The organism is Paenibacillus sp. KS1 (genome assembly GCF_001680695.1).
GTDB lineage: Bacteria > Bacillota > Bacilli > Paenibacillales > Paenibacillaceae > Paenibacillus_B > Paenibacillus_B suaedae.
Genome location: NZ_MAIS01000016.1, coordinates 51,167 through 69,598 on the forward strand (window position 1 = coordinate 51,167; position 18,432 = coordinate 69,598).

14 protein-coding genes are annotated in these 18,432 nt (G+C 46.7%); 7 read left to right on the plus strand and 7 right to left on the minus strand.

The features are described 5' to 3' along the window. Nucleotides 1-41 precede the first annotated feature (41 nt). Nucleotides 42-1,376: a sigma 54-interacting transcriptional regulator gene (locus BBG47_RS07805; protein ID WP_065291266.1), complete on the minus strand. Its 1,335-nt coding sequence runs from the start codon at nt 1,374-1,376 to the stop codon at nt 42-44. Between the two features lie 283 nt (nt 1,377-1,659). Between BBG47_RS07805 and BBG47_RS07810 the strand changes: the two genes are divergently transcribed. Beyond that, nucleotides 1,660-2,580, plus strand: a complete 921-nt coding sequence (locus BBG47_RS07810) for a proline dehydrogenase family protein (RefSeq protein ID WP_065291267.1) — start codon at nt 1,660-1,662, stop codon at nt 2,578-2,580. Nucleotides 2,581-2,672: 92 nt separating this feature from the next. Continuing rightward, entirely contained in the window at nt 2,673-4,220 is a 1,548-nt protein-coding gene (gene pruA, locus BBG47_RS07815; protein ID WP_065291268.1) for an L-glutamate gamma-semialdehyde dehydrogenase, read from the plus strand. 323 nt (nt 4,221-4,543) lie between these two features. Here pruA and BBG47_RS07820 read toward each other — a convergent pair whose 3' ends face one another. The 3 genes from BBG47_RS07820 to BBG47_RS07830 all read right to left on the minus strand — a co-directional run bounded on the left by BBG47_RS07820 (nt 4,544) and on the right by BBG47_RS07830 (nt 7,466). Then, nucleotides 4,544-5,236 (minus strand): hypothetical protein, encoded by a 693-nt coding sequence (locus BBG47_RS07820; RefSeq protein ID WP_065291269.1) that lies wholly within the window; start codon nt 5,234-5,236, stop codon nt 4,544-4,546. Between the two features lie 191 nt (nt 5,237-5,427). Then, nucleotides 5,428-5,709, minus strand: a complete 282-nt coding sequence (locus BBG47_RS07825) for a hypothetical protein (protein WP_065291270.1) — start codon at nt 5,707-5,709, stop codon at nt 5,428-5,430. Between the two features lie 68 nt (nt 5,710-5,777). After that, nucleotides 5,778-7,466: a methyl-accepting chemotaxis protein gene (locus BBG47_RS07830; protein ID WP_065291271.1), complete on the minus strand. Its 1,689-nt coding sequence runs from the start codon at nt 7,464-7,466 to the stop codon at nt 5,778-5,780. A 292-nt stretch (nt 7,467-7,758) separates the two neighbouring features. Here BBG47_RS07830 and BBG47_RS07835 point away from each other — a divergent pair, with 292 nt between their 5' ends. From BBG47_RS07835 to BBG47_RS07850, 4 genes are all read left to right on the plus strand, one after another. After that, nucleotides 7,759-8,808, plus strand: coding sequence for an AI-2E family transporter (locus BBG47_RS07835; RefSeq protein ID WP_065291272.1), 1,050 nt, complete (start codon nt 7,759-7,761; stop codon nt 8,806-8,808). Between the two features lie 483 nt (nt 8,809-9,291). Beyond that, a complete protein-coding gene (locus BBG47_RS07840; RefSeq protein WP_065291273.1) occupies nt 9,292-10,617 on the plus strand; it encodes a glycosyltransferase family 2 protein in 1,326 nt (441 codons plus the stop codon). A 75-nt stretch (nt 10,618-10,692) separates the two neighbouring features. Further along, nucleotides 10,693-11,793, plus strand: a complete 1,101-nt coding sequence (locus BBG47_RS07845; protein ID WP_065291274.1) for an acyltransferase — start codon at nt 10,693-10,695, stop codon at nt 11,791-11,793. A gap of 6 nt (nt 11,794-11,799) precedes the next feature. Next, the gene (locus BBG47_RS07850) at nt 11,800-12,939 is read left to right on the plus strand and encodes a glycoside hydrolase family 18 protein (protein ID WP_065291275.1); all 1,140 of its coding nucleotides are present in this window, start codon (nt 11,800-11,802) and stop codon (nt 12,937-12,939) included. Nucleotides 12,940-13,093: 154 nt separating this feature from the next. Here the strand turns inward: BBG47_RS07850 and BBG47_RS07855 are convergent, their stop codons facing one another. After that, nucleotides 13,094-13,639 (minus strand): putative glycolipid-binding domain-containing protein, encoded by a 546-nt coding sequence (locus tag BBG47_RS07855; RefSeq protein ID WP_065291287.1) that lies wholly within the window; start codon nt 13,637-13,639, stop codon nt 13,094-13,096. 196 nt (nt 13,640-13,835) lie between these two features. Here BBG47_RS07855 and BBG47_RS07860 point away from each other — a divergent pair, with 196 nt between their 5' ends. Then, complete coding sequence (locus tag BBG47_RS07860; protein WP_065291276.1) at nt 13,836-14,531, plus strand: cupin domain-containing protein; 696 nt, start codon at nt 13,836-13,838, stop codon at nt 14,529-14,531. A 127-nt stretch (nt 14,532-14,658) separates the two neighbouring features. Here the strand turns inward: BBG47_RS07860 and BBG47_RS07865 are convergent, their stop codons facing one another. Then, on the minus strand, nt 14,659-16,944 hold the full coding sequence (locus BBG47_RS07865) for a beta-glucosidase family protein (protein ID WP_065291277.1): 2,286 nt from the start codon (nt 16,942-16,944) through the stop codon (nt 14,659-14,661). Nucleotides 16,945-16,967: 23 nt separating this feature from the next. Beyond that, nucleotides 16,968-18,209, minus strand: a complete 1,242-nt coding sequence (locus BBG47_RS07870; RefSeq protein WP_065291278.1) for a PTS sugar transporter subunit IIC — start codon at nt 18,207-18,209, stop codon at nt 16,968-16,970. Nucleotides 18,210-18,432 lie beyond the last annotated feature (223 nt).

Below are 18,432 nucleotides of genomic sequence, written 5' to 3' on the forward strand. Positions count from 1 at the left end.
ATCTCTATCTAAGATGTCTATTCTATGATGCAGTTGTAATGCTATGAACCTTCCAGTCCATACTGCCTAATCTTATAATACAACGCTCCGCGCGATATGCCGAGCTGTCTAGCTGCCTTGGCCTTGTTGCCCTTCGTTCGCTGCAGCGTCTCCGAGATAAGCGCTCGTTCCATCTCTTCCGAATGAACGCTCAGCGGGAGTTCGGGCTGCGTCAACTCATTCAGTGTCGTAAGCCGGGCATAGTCGGGCAGATCCTGAGCAGCAATGACCCCGTCTCCGCCGCGCCCTAGATGAGACGCTAGCGCATATTGCATCGCATTGGCCAATTGCGCCATGTTGCCGGGCCAACGATAAGACGTTATCGCCGCCATTGCATCCGCACCTAGACTCGGTATAGCCGCGCCAACCTTCTCCGCAGCTTCACTTAAGTAGAAGCGTGACAATTCAGGAAGCTCCTGCTGGCGCTCCATGAGAGAAGGAATATGCTCGATCTGAAACACATAGTACATCTCCTTCAACAATTGAGCAGATTGTTCCCGCTCAGATCCAGCCCACTCACCGTTCTCTTCTGGAATCGAGGCTATCACATGCGCATCGAGCGTGACGGCTTCCTTCGATTCCATCTCTCCCGACCGAACATATTGACCTTCTTGCAGTGCTTCTATTAACCTCTCCTGCACCGAAGCCGGAAGCATATGCACATCCTTCAAATACAAGGTTCCATTCTGCGCCAGCTCAAGCTTGCCTATTCGTGGGTGCTCACCCTCATAGCCGAACAATTCAGCCTCCAGCAGACCTGCAGGAATCCCACTACAGCTTACATAGACGAACTGTCCTTCACGACCACAGTGAGCATGCATCCACTTCGCAACCGACTTCTTCCCCGCTCCTGCAGATCCGGTTAGCAGCAGCGGACACTTCATCCGAGCCAGGGCGCCTAGACTGCTCTGCTTCTCCGCGGACAGCGGCAGTAAGGCTGTCGTCACTCCCTCTTCACTTGGACGGCTGACCATCTCTGCGCTCAATTTCACATATTGCGTTACATTCCGTTCAATCGAAATGGCGCCCATAAGCTCCTGATCCTGATCGAATACAGGAATGGCATTGATCATCACATGCATCCCCGGACGCGGTTCATGATAGACCTCGCGCACTTCCTGTCCGCTCTCCATCACTTGCAGCAGCATAATCGATTCCCGTTGGAAATAGTCTCCGATCTTCCGCCCTACGATGACAGTCCGCTCAATGCCATACGTACGCTCAGCGGCACCATTCCAATAGATCACCGTACCCTCAGGATCAACAATCGTCACTGCATCATTCGTCGCTTTCAACACGCCTTCGAGCCATGATTGTATTTGTTGCGACTCTAGCATTCTATCACCGATTCTTCTCTATTTTTTCTTAAATTATGGCAAAAAGAGTGGGAAAAAGCAACGAAAACACAAATAGACACCTGTTCCGTGCACATGTAGAGCCCAACCCATTTTCCATATGATGCTAAAATAATGATTTACTTTATGCGCTTGATGTGATTATAATTAATCATAAATTGTATTTGTGTATAATTTTTGAACACTTATTCCAGTGCTAATGAACGTATTGCGAATGAGAAGAATGTAAAAATACCATTACAGTAAAGAGAGGAAGCTGCACGCCATGGAGGCAATCATGCGCAATGCATTTCTCTTTCTCTCGAAGAATCGGCTGGCCAATCGCACAGCGAAGAAATACGGACTGCGATTTGGCGCTAAACGATTCGTCGCGGGAGAGCAAATTTCGGAAGCGATTACAACGGTTAAGCAATTAAATGATCGTGGAATCGTAGCCACGCTCGACCATCTTGGCGAGTTTATTTCCACCAAAGAGGAAGCAGCAGAATCAGCACAGTATTGTATCCGCACCTTAAATGAAATAGCAGCGCATCAAGTTACGTCCAATCTCTCAGTCAAGCTAACTCAGCTCGGCTTGGACATCTCGCAACAGCTCTGTATGGATCATATGCGCGCCATCCTAGATACTGCTCGCCGTCATAATAACTTCGTGCGCATCGACATGGAAGACTACGCTCGCAACGAAGCTTCCATCGACATCTTCAATCAGCTTCGCGAAGAGTTCGGCAGCACGGTTGGCCTTGTCATTCAGGCTTATCTGTACAAGAGCAGCGAGGATATCGAACATCTTAACCGCTACAAACCCAATCTGCGGCTGGTTAAGGGAGCATACAAAGAATCACCACAGGTTGCATACCCGAACAAGGTTGATGTCGACCGCAATTTCATCCACATCATTGAACAACATCTAGCCAACGGCAATTATGCCGCGATCGCCACACACGACGACCACATCATCGATCACGTCAAACAAATCGCACAAACTCACAATATTCCACGCACACAATTCGAATTTCAAATGTTATACGGCATTCGGACTCAAGCACAGCAGCAGCTTGCTGACGAAGGTTACACCATGCGCGTATATGTCCCATACGGAAATGACTGGTATGGATATTTCATGCGCCGACTTGCAGAACGTCCTGCGAACGTCGGGTTCGTTCTCAAATCGATGTTTAAGGCATAGCATCCTGCATGCTATAGCAGATCCATCTCATACAAATTGACAGCACTCAACTCCATATTACTAAGTATCCATTCGTTAAGGAGGTCATCTAGATGACAGTAATCGATTATCGGAATGAGCCATTTACGGATTTCACAGCAGAGGGCAATCGCACGGCAATGCAAGGAGCATTGCTCAGAGTGCGTGAGCAGCTGGGTAATACCTACCCATTGGTCATCGGCGGCGAGCGAATCTTGACAGAGAAGCGAAGCACCTCTTCGAACCCAGGCGACCTTGATCAAATTGTGGGCCATGTTGCTCAAGCTGGCGTCGAGCTCGCAGAATCAGCAATTGCAGCTGCGGATGCAGCATTCTCCAAGTGGCAGCACGTTGCCCCAGATGTGCGTGCAGGGTATTTGTTCAAGGCAGCTGCCGTCATGCGCCGCCGCAAGTTCGACTATGCTGCTTGGCTTGTATACGAGGTCGGCAAGAACTGGGCAGAAGCAGATGCAGACGTGGCGGAAGCAATTGATTTCTTAGAATTCTATGCGCGGGAAATGATTCGTCTCAGTGGTCCACAGCCGATCACAACAATTACTGGTGAAGACAATCGTCTCACTTACATTCCACTAGGCATCGGAATCGTCATTCCACCGTGGAACTTCCCGCTTGCCATTATGGCTGGCATGACCTGTGCAGCTGTCGTATCTGGGAATACTGTCGTGCTGAAACCTTCTTCCGCCTCTCCTGTCATTGCAGCGAAATTCGTTGAGTTATTGGAGGAGGTTGGCCTTCCAGCAGGTGTAGTGAACTACGTTCCTGGTTCTGGCTCAGAGATTGGCGACTTCTTAGTTGATCACCCGCGTACTCGCTTCGTATCCTTCACGGGATCACGCGATGTAGGACTTCGCATCAATGAGCGTGTTGCTAAAACACAGCCAGGCCAGCTGTGGATCAAGCGCTTCATCGCAGAAATGGGCGGTAAGGATGGCATCGTCGTAGATCAAACCGGAGATGTGGAAGAAGCAGCAACTGCGATCGTACAATCTGCCTTCGGCTTCCAAGGACAGAAGTGTTCCGCCGGTTCGCGCGCCATTGTCCATGAGGCGGTATACGACGAAGTTGTTCGACTCGTCACCGAGAAAACGCAAGCTTTGCGTGTAGGTCTTGCTGAGGAGAACGCCCCAATTGGTCCAGTCATCGATAAGCATGCGTACGACAGTATTCTGAAATATATTGAGGTTGGCAAAGGCGAAGGCAGACTCGTAGCTGGAGGCAGTATTGCCGATGGCAACGGATACTATATCCAACCGACAGTGTACGTAGATGTTGATGCAGAAGCAATCATCATGAAGGAAGAAATATTCGGTCCCGTACTGGCGATCAGCAAGGCTTCGAACTTCGAGCAAGCGATCGATATTTTCAACAATACCGATTATGGCTTGACCGGTGCAGTGTACAGCATGAACCGCGAGCATCTCGAATATGCGCGCCATCATATGCACTGCGGCAACCTGTATTTCAACCGTAAATGTACAGGCGCACTAGTAGGCGTACATCCATTTGGCGGATTCAATATGTCAGGAACCGACTCAAAGGCAGGAGGAAGAGACTACCTGCTCCTCTTCACACAAGCGAAGCTTGTATCAGAGAAGTGGTAATCTCTAATTTCACTTCAATGATATGATTTACTAAGATTTGCTGCACTTATCCTACGATCAAGATAAGCCGGCAGGCCTCCTCTGTTACAGAGACAGCTTGCTGGCTTTTTTATATCAAGAACCATCTGGATGCACTCATTCTCATCTGTTGTGCAGAAATCCATTGGGCTTCAGCCTTATACCACGATGGCTAGAGGATCAATGCCCTGCTAGAACAATTCAACTTGGCTTGGTATCTATTACGAATCATGTGATATCCGGTTGTTTTGAGTCGAGATATGCCGAGCAAAAGGGTTACCGGTAACATTATTGATGGCTTTTCGTTATCTCTTCCCAAGTAATAGGGCACCCGCAATGATAAAACCGAGAATTTCTGCAACAATCCAAATAACGCGAGTATACCGATTTTCCACATGATCCATGTCTATCAGCTGTTTAACTTGATGATTATATTCATGAGGGCGTATCAGCTGCCCAATCCCATCCTCCGTATGCTTCTGGGCCGCATGATCCAGCTTAGGCGCAATTCGAACAATCTCACCATTGTCGTACCTGCCTAGAACCCGTTCTCCATCAATTACAAACGATAATGACTTTCCGCCGCTATTCACATAGTATTGCAAGGCTGCAATGTCCGGCTCTACCTGTGCATCCTTCAAAAGCGCCTTACCTTCTGCAATCTTAAGCGGATAACTTCCCCACTTCATCTTATAGTTCCTATCTGTTGTATCCGTCCTATCGAGTGAGAATAACGCCATATCCCCAACATTCCATGCATAGCACACATTCGCTTGCTGAGCATAGGTAACTGTAATGTCTTGCTTCGTCTGCTCACCTGACACGATATAGATGACTTGAATCGCCACCCCTGCCTTCTCATTTCGTATCACTTGCCCAATAAGCAGCGTATCTTGGTCGTTGTGAGTCAATCGGTGTAGTACATCTGCGGCTTGAACAGGGATTACGAAGGATATAGTCAGCCATAGAAATAAGCCAAGGCAACAAATCCTTCTCAAGGCTACACCTCCACACAATGATTACCTTCCTGCCTGCTTCTGTGATGTCTTGGAATCCATTTACGTTTCCGTATTATACCATTCCATCTCATAAAATGTCTTCCTTCCATTCAAAAAAATAAAAGGATATGAAGCTGCTGCTTCACATCCTTTACCCACTTCAACTTATGTCCTGCCTTCATCCAAATATGCTATACGTCGGTTGCAGGTGCTTCAAGCGTATCCCATGCTGCAGACAACAATTCATCGAACAAATCGTCGTCTCCTTCGAGCTTCGCATCCAACTCGTAGAATTCTTCTTCGTCACCAGACTGGGCTGTGAAGTGCAGGTTGTAATCCCAATCCTTCCCGTTCTTGCTGAAGAAGCTAACTTCATACGGTGATTTCAATTGTTCTAACTGGAAAACTACTTGTCCGATATAAGTCTTGTCTTCATTCTGACGCATCGATGCCTTCGTTATCGTTACACTCATGTATTATCCCTCACTTCATCCTTCAATCTCTATCATTATAGGTAAAAATCCGATTCGATGCCAGTCACTTAGCTTAGCTTGAAATGACGTACAGAAGCTTGCAGCTCACCAGCAAGACCGTTTAATCGCGTAACCGATCGATTCATATCTTCCATAGCCGTCGATGTAACCTGTGATGCGGAAGATAACAGCTCACTTTCTTGAAATGCATGCTGTGCAAGATCGCTCAACTGCGACAATGCAGCTGCAACCTCCTCTGATCCTGCCGACAACTCTTCCGTAGATGAGGAAACGTCTTGAATTTGCAACGCAACCTGTTCCGTCGATTGGGTGATACTATGGAAGGATTGCCTAGCATGCAGCACTGCCTCTTGCCCGAGGAGAACTTCTCGTGTGCTCTCTTCCATCGCTTCAACCGCTGCATCCATCTTCTCATTCACTTGACCTACAAGGCTTGCGATTTGCCCTGCCGCATGCTTAGACTGATCTGCCAGTTTCCTTACTTCTGATGCAACAACAGCAAATCCCTTGCCATGCTCCCCAGCTTGTGCCGCTTCAATAGAGGCATTTAGAGCAAGCAATTGAATCTGCGCAGCAATAGTCGTCATTACGTTTACCATCTGTTGAATTTCAGCAGATTGCTTGCTTAATTGCTCGACCGTGTATGAGGCATTGCGATTCGCCTCATGAACAGCTGCGATTTGCTGTTCCGCTTGACGAATGAGCTCATCCCCACCTGAGGCCGATTTTTCTGTATATAGAGCGGAATCAGCAACCTCAGCAGATGTTGCAGCAATTCTTGCATTTCCTTGCGCCATTTCTTCTACTGCTCTTGCACTCTCGGCAGATGCACGCATTTGTATTTCGGCGCCTTCAGCAATTCGATGCATCGACTCCGAATATTGATTGGTCGCGTCCGTGGTCTGCAATACCGACTGCTGAAGCTGCTCTGACGAATCCGCCACCATATCTGTTGCGGATTGAACATGACTAATCAATTGGGATAAATCAACACGCATCTTCTCAAATGATTTCGCCAATTGCCCCATCTCATCGTTTGTAGTCCGAATAATAGGGTGACGCAAATCACCGTCTGCGATTACACGGGCAGATTCATTCAACTGCTTCATAGATCGAGCGATGGATCTGGTCAACACCACCGCAGTCGTAATCGCAATGAGAACGGTTGCAAGCAGCAAAGTGAATAAGACAGACTGATGAGAACGATTCGCCTGCTCCACTGCGTCCATCGCCTGCTGAATACGATCCAATTGCTGCGACCGTATGTCGTCCATCTGCTTGTTAATTTGTTCAGAAGCTTGGTCGAAGGAGCCCATCGTCTGGTTCCCCGCTTCCGTTCCTTTATCAATATAATCATGCGCCATCAGTTGGCCCATCTCATAGAATTTCTTAAACGATCCCTCAATCTCATCTAATTTGCCGGACAGCTCTGGATGAAGCTGCTTGAAGTACTGAACATCCGCTTGGAACTGTGAGACATACTTAGCGGCTTGGTTGAATCCATCGTCCATACCATCCTGCGCTCTCGTAACCCCAATATCGGTAAGCCACTGCTGAACTTGAACGACCGACAGCTTCATATTATCTGCGAGCAATGTTGATTGAAGTGTTCGTTCCTTTATCTCTTTCATTGTGCTCAGCTGATTGCTCGACGCCATATATTGATACGTAAAAATTGCAAACATGCAGATGACAATAATCGAAAACCCTATTCTGTTTTTCCACCGGATGCTCATTTATGCCTCTCCTTCTTATGTCAATCGCCTCGTCTCCTTCACATCTTAGCGCAATATATTCCATTTGTCAGTTTACAATTTCACAATATTTCCGAGTGATGTCGCCTACTTAAGAAAAAAGTAAGAAAGTTATTTACTTTTTTCAGTAAAAGATTGAATCCTTACATTTGCTATCGCGTATGGAATGTCATATGCTTGAATACAGTGAAAGGAAGAGCGTTCTCTTCTAACAGATATGGCAAGGGACCGAACTGCTCTCACAAGTGACAATCAAAGGAGCCCCAGATTTACGATGGAAACAGTGAAAGAATTTTTCAAAGGTCCTGGTGTCAAACGCATCCTTATTCTTCTTGTAATTATCGCCTTACTCTTTGCAATGCGAAGCATGATCCACCTCATCCTTATAACGTTCATCTTAACGTACTTAGTGGACAGGCTGCACACATTCCTCCATCGGAGGATCAACAAGATCATAAAGGTGAATTACAAAGTTACCGTACTGCTTCTCTATGCAGTGCTGCTGCTCGCCATCATTGGTGGAGCATACAGTGTCTTCCCGAAAGTTATTACGCAGATTGAGCAGCTTGTGAACAGTATTATTCAGTTCTATAATTCAAAGGCTTTCATGAATTACGATTTTGATTTCGAATTCATGCAATACATTACAGACTCGCTGCAGAAGATCGACCTAGCGAGCTATGTGAGCAAGGGCTTCGACTTTATCGTGAAATCGGTCTCTGATATTGGACAATGGGGTACGAGAGCTATCATTTCCTTCGTCCTCAGCTTGTTCTTCATACTGGAGAAGAAGCGTGTCATGGAATTTACGGAGAAGTTCAGAACGAGCAAGATTGGATTCATTTATTCGGAGTTGGAGTATTTCGGAAATAAGTTCTTATATTCATTTGGCAAGGTCATTGAAGCACAGTTCCTTATCGCCATCGTGAATACCATCTTGTCCACAATCTGCTTATGGTTGCTCGGCTTCCCGCAGTTGTTCGGCTTAGCTATCATGATCTTCCTGCTGGGGCTGATCCCGGTAATGGGCGTTGTGATTTCACTCATTCCGTTGTGTGCGATTGCTTTCACCATCGGTGGCTTGATTAAGGTCTTATACGTCGTCATTATGGTCATCGTCATCCATGCGATCGAGGCGTATATCTTAAATCCGAAACTGATGTCAGCGAAGGTTCACTTGCCAATTTTCTATACGTTTGCCGTTCTTATTATTGCAGAGCATTTCCTCGGCGTATGGGGATTGATTCTCGGAGTACCGATATTCATGTTCTTCTTGGATCTGCTTGAGGTTAGCGTGAAGCAAGAACCTGTGAAGACAGAATAACAGCTGTTCCATAACCACTATCATCTCATGACGAAGGGCCGGTGCGTTAAGCACTCGGCTCTTTTTGATATGTCATTTATGTTTCACAATGTTAAAGACTTCCTAAATTTCACTGTTCCACGAAAAATGACAAAAATGCTCGTCTGCTCACGATTGAAAGTGATGTATTCGTTTTCTTGAAAGTTAAAGCGGTTTTACATATGGTAATCATTAGGATAGTTTGTGATTAGGTAGAATACGGCCTAATCAACAGATTGGAGGATGATGGAAACACGAATAAACGCTTGGTCAATATTTGAATACACCGCTCTGCTATTCCACCTAGACCACATCATCACGGCACGATACCCTACTTTGTTGAAGCAGCATCAAATTTATTCATCTCGCGCATACATACACCTACACACTTTTTCGCTTTATCACCACAAAGCAAGGAAGATTTTCCATGTTTCGTTCGAATTAGAGAGAGAAGGAGTGAAACTAATGCAGTATTTTTTCTATATGACGACGTTCATCTTCTTGGGATTTCAGCTCTTGTATACGATCGTTCCGTTATTGTTCAGCAAGGTGAAGCAATTGAATAATGGCCTGAGCGAAAAGTCAATCAGCGTACTCGTCCCTGCCTACAACGAAGAGCTCACGATCAAAAATTGCATCGAGGCAATGAACAGTGTCAATTACCACAACTTCGAGGTCATTATTATTAATGATGGCTCGAAGGATAATACCTTGCAGCGTTTAGATGAGCTTCTTGATTTGAAGCCAGTTCAGCGTACGGGCGACGGCAAACTAACGTATCAAGCGATCAAGGGCATCTATGGCTCTACTACATATAAGCATATTTTCGTGATCGATAAGCTTAACGGCGGCAAGGCAGATTCGCTCAATGCCGGCATTGATTGCGCACAATCGGATATTGTCATTACACTTGACGCGGACAGTATGCTGGAAGTCAATTCATTGAAGTATGTCAATCAATATTTCCACAATGAGGATATTATTGCACTTGGCGGTACGGTCAAGATTGTACAGGGTGCTGAGAAGAAAAATGGCGTTATCGTAGAGAAGTTTATGGGGAAAGGCCTAATCAAGAGCCAAATTCTCAATTACATTCACGGGTTCTATGTCCGGAAGCTAACCCAATCCGTGTTCAACTCGATCGTCGTTATTTCTGGTGCATTTGGCGCCTTTTACAAGGATGTGCTGGTTCAAGTGAATGGCTTCCGCAGCACCGTTGGCGAGGATATCGACATTACCTTGAAGATTCATGAATACATGAAGGCCAATCAACTGAAGAAGAAGCTGGTTTACGCACCTGAAGCAGTATGCTATACGGAATGCCCTGAGAATTTGAAGAACTTCAATAAACAGCGGATACGCTGGCAGAAGGCTTTCGTAGACTGCATCCTGATCTACTGGTCCCAGCTATCACAGAAGTTCAGCCTAGGCGTCAGTCTATTTTTTGCTATCGATGGCTTTGTGCTGGGAACCCTTACGGCGTTCACGACGATTATCTATCTTATTAACATGCTTCTATTCGGCGGCAGTATCACACAAATGCTCATCTTGTTCTCCATCATTGTTCTCGTAAATGCCGCTCAAATCATCACCTCATTGTATTTATGCAAGAAATACGACAGCAGCTACTCGCTCCGAGATTATATCTATATGTTCTTGTTCAGTCAATACGAACTGCTCACTTATCGGAATCTACTGCTGTACTTGAATATTGTCGGCACCATTAAGTACTTCGATAATGATGAGGGCTGGGGCTTCGTAGAACGCAAAGGCGTAGCCACCATTAGTTAATAATTGAATCTGCACAACCATCATTGCGGCCATAAAACAAATAAAAAGCCGCATGTTCAATTTGGGAGGGAGAATATGGAGAGTATTTGGAAGAGCAATCGGATCATTTATGTAGATATACTACGCATTCTGTCGATTCTCGCCGTTATCGTGCTGCATATTACTGCAGATTTGCTGACGAGAACGAATGATTTCGACACATCGTCTTGGTGGGTCAGCAATATTTTCAACTCCGTATCGAGATTTGCAGTTCCTGTGTTTTTCATGATAAGCGGCGCCATGATGCTGCGGGTGAACATTACCACATACAGGGATTTTTATATAAAACGAGTACTTCCACTCGTCATCGCACTAGTCAGCTGGTCACTGATTTATGCGCTTTACAATCAATACGTTATCGTTAACAGCAAGATGAATGCACTCGCGTTTCTGCAGGATTTCGGCTATAAGCTGCTGACGGACGGCAACTACGTCCATCTCTGGTTCCTGTATGCGATCATCGCCATTTATATGACGATTCCCTTAATCAGCAAGCTTGTTAAGACATGCAGTGAGAGGGATTTGCGCTATTACTTATCCTGGTGGGCTGCCATTAGCATCGGCTACCGATTCATTTCAGACATTATCGTCAAGCTGACGGGACAGTATATCAATATCCCACTATTGAACATTCCGCTGTTCACAGGTTTTCTCGGCTACTTCATCTTGGGGCATTATTTATTTACATATGGCTTGCCTGACAAATGGAAGCAGGTATTGTTCAATTTAGGCATCGTCTCCTTCTTCCTAACACCTGTGGCCACCTACTTCGCTTCTAGACATCTAGGGATATTGGATGAGACCTTCTACGGGAACTATTCCATTACGACCTTTTTCATGGCTGTGGCCATGTTTATTTGGTTTAAGGAGAAGGAACCAACCCTGCATGAGCGAGTCAATTACAAGCTGCAAAAAATGATTGGCTCGATTTCGAAAGCAAGCTTCAGTATTTATCTCATTCATTTATTGATTGAGCTGCTCGTATCGAGAAGGGCCGAAACAGAAGCGTCCCTACTCCAGACATCATCCAATCTCGTGTTCAATGTTATCGCCGTATTCACTGTCAGCTATCTGCTTGTGAAAATGTTGAATCTCAGCAAGGTCATGACTACCGTTCTGTTCGGTGGAAAGGGGTAAGCGCGAATGAAGGTCAGTCTCTATACGAAATTATTTATTTCCGCTCTGCTGGTTGGAATGTCTCTCTATGCTTACAATGTGAGCAGTCAGGCCGAACAGAAGATCACTTCGGTGTATATTCCAATCTGGAAAGATATCAGTCAAATGAACTGGAAGGATCAAGCGATTGATATCGCCTTTATTGCATTTGCCCGAATTGATAAGAACAACATCTATTTCCATGAGAACAAGGACGAAAATGAGCGGATTAAGCAGCAAATCACGAAGCTGAAGGAACAGCACCCTCAGACTCGATTCGTGCTCGCCGTTGGCGGATATAATGCCGATGGCTTCTCTGACGCTGCGATGGATGGAAATCGCTATTCGTTCACGGAAAGCATTATTAGTATGGTGAAGGAACTGGATTTGGACGGTGTCGATATCGACTGGGAATATCCCGCCTTCGATGCCTGGGGGGCAATTAAGGCACGCCCTGAGGATTCAGTCAACTTTACAGCGCTGATGAAGGAATTGAGGGAGAAGTTGAACCGACTCCCGCATGTGCATAAGAAGTACTTGTTAACCTTTGCCGCGGGCACGCAGGATTGGTATTTCGAGAAGGTCGACGTCAAGGAAATAGAGAAATACGTCTCCTACATCAATGTCATGAGCTATGACTTAACTGGAAGATGGTCGGATACCACCGACTATAATGCGAATCTGTACAAAGATGCGAAGGGCAAAGCCAAAGAGAGCGTCCATGACATTATTCAGCGCTACAAGGCCCATGAGGTAGACAGCAAGAAGCTGCTGCTGGGCATTCCAGCCTATTCCTATGGATGGGAGAAGGTCAAGAGCGAGCCGGGCAGCAAGGGCGCCTTCTCCATCGGCAAGCCTATCGACATCGACAAGATCGATCTGAGCTATAGCACGATCGTGAAGAAATACTTGAATCAGAAGGGATTCAAGCGTTATTTCGATGAGACCGCTAAGGCCGCTTACTTGTTCAATGGGGATACCTTCATCTCCTATGAAGATGAGGAGGCCTTGAAGGCTAAGATTGCATACATTAAGGAGCATGAACTGGGCGGTGCAATGGTCTGGGAATATTCGCAAGATGCGAAGGATGGAATCGTCAATTATTTAACGAAGCACTTGAACAAGTAAAGTGAATGAATGAGAGTATGCAGACCTCATTGCCGCCACATACAGCGACATGGGGTCTGCTCTATTTTCGCGATAAGCAAGGCAAACTAAGGAAGCTTGTTAATCCTGATCTTCTTGTTCCAGCTTCAGCACCCTGCCTGTACCTGCAGAATGCCTATAATGCCTTCCACTGATCTTCATAATTCATAGCAACCCCATTCGCATCCACCTGTAGACGAGCAGTATATCCGCTATCGATGGAGCGATAAATATAGGTGTTGTCACCTGTCTTCTCATAGGATTGCAGCAATGGCTGCACCGTGAATTCGGGGAAACAGATCCAGGCCGCCATAACCTCGGCACATTGGCCAATCTCGAGCTGCAAACGCCGAATAGGCAGCACATTGGTCGATGGCGTTACACCGATATCAATATCCTTGGCGCCTGTTAGTTCTTCTCGAACTACCCCATTCACTGTCCAGCGATCTTGATGATCCCGCTCCAGCCTGAGCGTTCTTAACTTCTGTTCTTCGTGGTAACGCACCACGACTTCCTCAGTTCCCCCCTCTGCATCGCACTTCACTTCATATTCAACGAAGCAGCGATCCGCATCGGCACAGATTACTTTGCCTTGAATTACCGTTGCAGGCTGCAAAGTAACTGTACAGTATTCAAGGCCTTCGCCTTCAAGCAGTTTCCATATGACATCATATGTCATCATGATGCCTCCCTTTTCCATGTTGTCGCAACTTCCTTGTCAGCCGTATCTATAAATGCGTCTAGCACCTATCCATAGATTACCACTTCATTCTACCTTACCTGAGGTTTGCACTCCAACTAGAGAATTTGGGCTCACGTCTTGTAGGCGAATACATATGATATGGCATATAAATTCTTGTAAAGGCAGGTTATGAGCAGTGGCTACCAATAACTCTATTGATTTTGCTTCACCGGATGCTCATTTTGCTTATGATGTGAATCAGTCCTTATTCTTTCGCAAAGATGCAAACAACTACATTAACGTATTGGGCGTAAGCCAATTAAATACGCTAGGCAACGCCTCGTTACTGGATATCTATTTAAGCAGCGGCAATACGGTAGAACCCCATATTCATCAGAACGCGAGTGAATTGGTCTATTGTGTAGCAGGAGAAGCACTTGTCAGCCTCATTAATCCGTTCACGAATCAATTATTAAACTATCAAATCAAGCCAGGCCAAGTCGCCAATATCCCACAAGGCTGGTGGCATTATGAGGTTGCGAACCAAGACAATACGCATCTGATTGCAATCTTCGATGCACCTACTCCAGAAGTCATCTTCGGCTCAGACATACTACGCTTGACGCCTCCAGCAGCCTGGGCGCATTCGTATTGCCTTGATGAGGCGAAAGTAAAAGATACATTGGCTCCAATTACAAAGACTGTTGTTATCGGGCCACCGGCAGATTGCCAAGCATGTGAACAGGAAGTCGATGATGTGACGCATTCAACATACAGCTTCTCCTCTAACACGTCTTCACATCCACACTCCCCTTACTCCCAGTATCAACACCCTGCTTATTCAGCAAATGGATTTCCTCCCTATTATCCTTTTCAACGAACGTTTTTTTGAAATCGATCACAGCGGCAAGCAAATTATAGATATTCCGCAAACGAAGAAAAATCCCCCGATGGCATGCATGGGGGATTCCTTTTTCCTATCTATGAAGTTAACTGAATAACCGCGGCGTATTTTGCCTTTATTGAACCGCTTGACGGCGCTCGCGATCCACTTCGGCAATCAGCTCTTCTATTACTTGATCTGGAGTGCGGTGAACGAGCCAGTTCTGGCCGAACATTTGCAGAACCTTAATCGCTGGGAAGTCTCCCCAGAATCCGACAAATCCTTCATTCAAAACCACCTGGTCGATAACATGCTTATTCATCTCATTGAAGCACTTTTCCAATACCGATTTGGCAAGCGGATCAGCGATCCAGTCATTTAACAGGCTGAACTTGTGGAAAGACACCTCTTCCTTGCCGAAGTCACAGAATACGCGCTCCGTCAGGCGAATATCCCGGGAAGAGCTGCCTGCAACAAGCTTGAAATAGCCCGTTTCGGCGACCCAACGATTGTACTTTGTATTGTAGTAAGCGAAGTCCCGCTCTTCCAGCTCGAACACGACTTCCTTATTCTCATGCGGCTGAAGCTCGATCTTGGCAAAGGCCTTGAGCTCCTTCTCTGGACGCGTCCACTTGCACTCCTCGTCGTGAACATACAGTTGGACAACCTCTTTCCCTGCTACGGCTCCCGTGTTTTCTACTTGCAGAGACACGGTTACGCGGCGGTCATGCTGTAAAACCATCATGTCCGAGTAAGCAAAGGTCGTATAGGACAATCCATGGCCGAACGGGAATTGCGGTGCAAGCTCCTTGCGGTCATAGTAGCGGTACCCGACAAACAGTCCTTCACGGTAAAACAGCTTGCCGTTCTCGCCGCGGATTCGCATATGGGATGGATTGTCAGACAGCTTCACAGGGAATGTCTCGGACAGCTTGCCGGATGGATTCGTCATTCCGAATAGAATCTCCGCAATCGCACGGCCTGAGCCTTGCCCTGTCAGCCAGGAGTGGAGCACACCCGGTACATGCTGCACCCAAGGGCGCATCGCCATTGCAGTACCGCTGCTCGTTACGACAATGCATCGCGGCTGTGCAGCCGCTACCGCCTGAATTAGCTTCACCTGATGCTCGGGAAGATCGATGCTCTCAAGGTCATGCATTTCGGACTCCGCATATTCGGGTTGTCCGACGAACAGAATCGCTAGATCAGACTTCGCTGCAAGCGCTGCGCTCTCTTCGATCATGGCCTCATCGATACGCTCATCCTTCGGGTAGCCTTCCGCATAGCTGAATTGTACAGACTCTCCAGCAATCTTCTGCACCTCTTCCCATGGGATGTCGACACGCGTTGGCGTCACTTCGGCACTTCCGGCGCCTTGAATTCTCGGTTTCTTCGCGAATGTACCGATCACGGCAATAGATTGAGCTTTAGCAGGGTCGATCGGCAGAATGCCGTTGTCATTTTTGAGCAGCACAATGCTCTCAGCCGCTGCTTTTCTCGCCAGCTTATGATAATCGATTGCAGCCGTATTCGACTCCTCTTCATTGGCCGTTACCTGTTCTACCAATGTAAGAATGCGCCGTACGCTCTTATCGAGCTGCTCTTCCAGCAAGGTGCCATTCTGAACCGCCTCTACAATCGCAGTCGTATTGTAATGAGCAGGTCCAGGCATTTCAACATCAAGTCCTGCCTTGAGACCGCGAATACGATCGTTGACTGCCGTCCAGTCCGACAGCACGACACCTTCATAGCCCCATTCTTTGCGCAAAATGTCATCCAGAAGATGCTCATTCTCGCTCGTATAGGAGCCGTTAAGCAGGTTGTAAGAGCACATAATTGTCCACGGATCGGCCTTCTTAATAATTCGCTCGAACGCACTCAAGTAAATCTCGCGCAGGGTACGCTCATCAACCTCCGAGCTTGTCACCATCTTCTCGAACTCCTGGTTATTGCAGGCAAAGTGCTTCACGGAAGCGCCAACGCCTTGACTTTGAAGCCCATTTACGAAGGCTGCGCCGAGCTCACCGGACAGACAAGGGTCTTCGGAATAATATTCGAAGTTGCGGCCGCCTAGTGGCGTGCGCTTCATATTGATGCCAGGCCCAAGCAGAAGCTCCACGCCCATTTCCTTCCCTTCTACACCAAGCGCTACACCGACCTCGTGCAATAGCTCTGTATTCCAAGATGACCCGATCGCAGAGCCTGTTGGATAACACGTGGCTGGAATATTTCCCTCCGTAGCAATTCCCATCTCTTCATCGCTATTCGTCTTGCGTATGCCATTCGTACCGTCATACATGTGGATCGGTGGGATGTTCAAGCGGTCAATCCCCTTCGTCATCCACATGTTCAGTCCTGCACATAGCGATGCTTTCTCTTCAAGCGTTAGTTCCTTCATCCAATCTTTTATCTTTTGATTCATAATATATCCCCACTTTCTACGTTTTATTGCTGTTTCGCTTCTTCCTGCTCCTTCTTCAGCTCTTGCGCGTCATAAATCTTGTAGAACGGATACCATACGGCAAAGATGATAGCCAGTACGACTGCCAACAGGATAAGCCCATTGAAGCCGGACATGAGGTATGTGGAGATTCCAATCGGCGTATACCAGAGCTGGAACACCTTGCTTGGAATCTGAGCGAATCCAAGGTCTAGCGCCAAGTATACGATAATCGGTGTAATGATACCGTTGATCCACATCGGAATCATCAAAATCGGGTTAAATGCGATCGGTGCTCCGTATATCACAGGCTCGTTGATGTTAAATAAAGATGGAACAAGCGTCGCCCTGCCAATCGATTTCAGCTTCTGCGACTTGGCAAACAGGAACAAGATGATAAGCGGCAGGGTCGCACCAAGTCCGCCTACTCCGAGCCAACCGGAGAAGAATGTTTCAAACGTATTAATGTTGACCGGTTCAAGACCTTGCGCCACCAGGGCTGCGTTCTGCTCAATCGCTGGAATCCAGATTGCATAGAAGATTGGGATGATCACCCACGGACTGACCCCGAAGGAGTACAACGCAACGCCAATCATGTTAAAGAGCAGGAAGCCCCATAGCGTTTGGCCTAATGCGTTAACTGGCTCGAATACGCTTACAATCAGATTAAAGATATCGAAGTTCAGCTGATATACGAGCACCCATCCGAGCGTAAGAATAATCGCAATCGGAACGAGGAAGTCGAACCATTCCATGATGAACTCTGGCAAGTTCGAATCCTTTTTGAAAAATGAGAAATTGTTGAACACATTGAGTACTACGGCCACCGCAACTCCGACAAGCAGCGCGGTAATCATTCCAGAAGGCCCGAAACGTTCCATAATGAACTGAATTGTTCCGTCTTCATTCGTGACGGGCTTCAGCAGCATCAGGAATAAGGAGATGCCTGTCGCGCCGGCAATGAGCTTGATTTTGTCGCGCCCTTTCTTCTGCATCACCGTGTAGGGCGTTAGGAAAGCAATAAAGATCCCCAGCAGGCCGAAGCTGAATGTAGTTATAGGCGTTAAGTCCGGCATTCCCGGAATAAAGTCTTTCAGAATCGAGATCAAGGTAACAAACGATCCAATAAAAATCATAGGTAGGGTAACCATAATGGCTTCCTGAATGGAAGATACCCATACGTTGTTTGTAAACGCCTCCAAACGCGGCGCAAATTTTTCGTTCATCCACTTCATGAGACGATCCATGTATATTCCCCCTTCGCAGCATATTATTGATTGGTTATGTCATGTCTTAAGTATAGAATTGATTGAGAGCGCTTTCTTGTTCTTCTTTGCTGCAATTAGGGACGTTTCTTGTTCTCCTACCCCCAACCGAATTAGCATTTGCAGAATGGAAACCGTTTACACAACAAAAAACACCCCTCCGAGAAGGGGTGCACTTTGCGTTTCATGGCACTTGTAAATAAGA

Coding starts and splice junctions, on each gene's coding strand:
- BBG47_RS07805 (WP_065291266.1), bottom strand. CDS start 1,376: ATGCTAGAGTCGCAACAAATACAATCATGGCTCGAAGGCGTGTTGAAA.
- BBG47_RS07810 (WP_065291267.1), top strand. CDS start 1,660: ATGGAGGCAATCATGCGCAATGCATTTCTCTTTCTCTCGAAGAATCGG.
- pruA (WP_065291268.1), top strand. CDS start 2,673: ATGACAGTAATCGATTATCGGAATGAGCCATTTACGGATTTCACAGCA.
- BBG47_RS07825 (WP_065291270.1), bottom strand. CDS start 5,709: ATGAGTGTAACGATAACGAAGGCATCGATGCGTCAGAATGAAGACAAG.
- BBG47_RS07830 (WP_065291271.1), bottom strand. CDS start 7,466: ATGAGCATCCGGTGGAAAAACAGAATAGGGTTTTCGATTATTGTCATC.
- BBG47_RS07835 (WP_065291272.1), top strand. CDS start 7,759: ATGGAAACAGTGAAAGAATTTTTCAAAGGTCCTGGTGTCAAACGCATC.
- BBG47_RS07840 (WP_065291273.1), top strand. CDS start 9,292: ATGCAGTATTTTTTCTATATGACGACGTTCATCTTCTTGGGATTTCAG.
- BBG47_RS07845 (WP_065291274.1), top strand. CDS start 10,693: ATGGAGAGTATTTGGAAGAGCAATCGGATCATTTATGTAGATATACTA.
- BBG47_RS07850 (WP_065291275.1), top strand. CDS start 11,800: ATGAAGGTCAGTCTCTATACGAAATTATTTATTTCCGCTCTGCTGGTT.
- BBG47_RS07855 (WP_065291287.1), bottom strand. CDS start 13,639: ATGATGACATATGATGTCATATGGAAACTGCTTGAAGGCGAAGGCCTT.
- BBG47_RS07865 (WP_065291277.1), bottom strand. CDS start 16,944: ATGAATCAAAAGATAAAAGATTGGATGAAGGAACTAACGCTTGAAGAG.
- BBG47_RS07870 (WP_065291278.1), bottom strand. CDS start 18,209: ATGGATCGTCTCATGAAGTGGATGAACGAAAAATTTGCGCCGCGTTTG.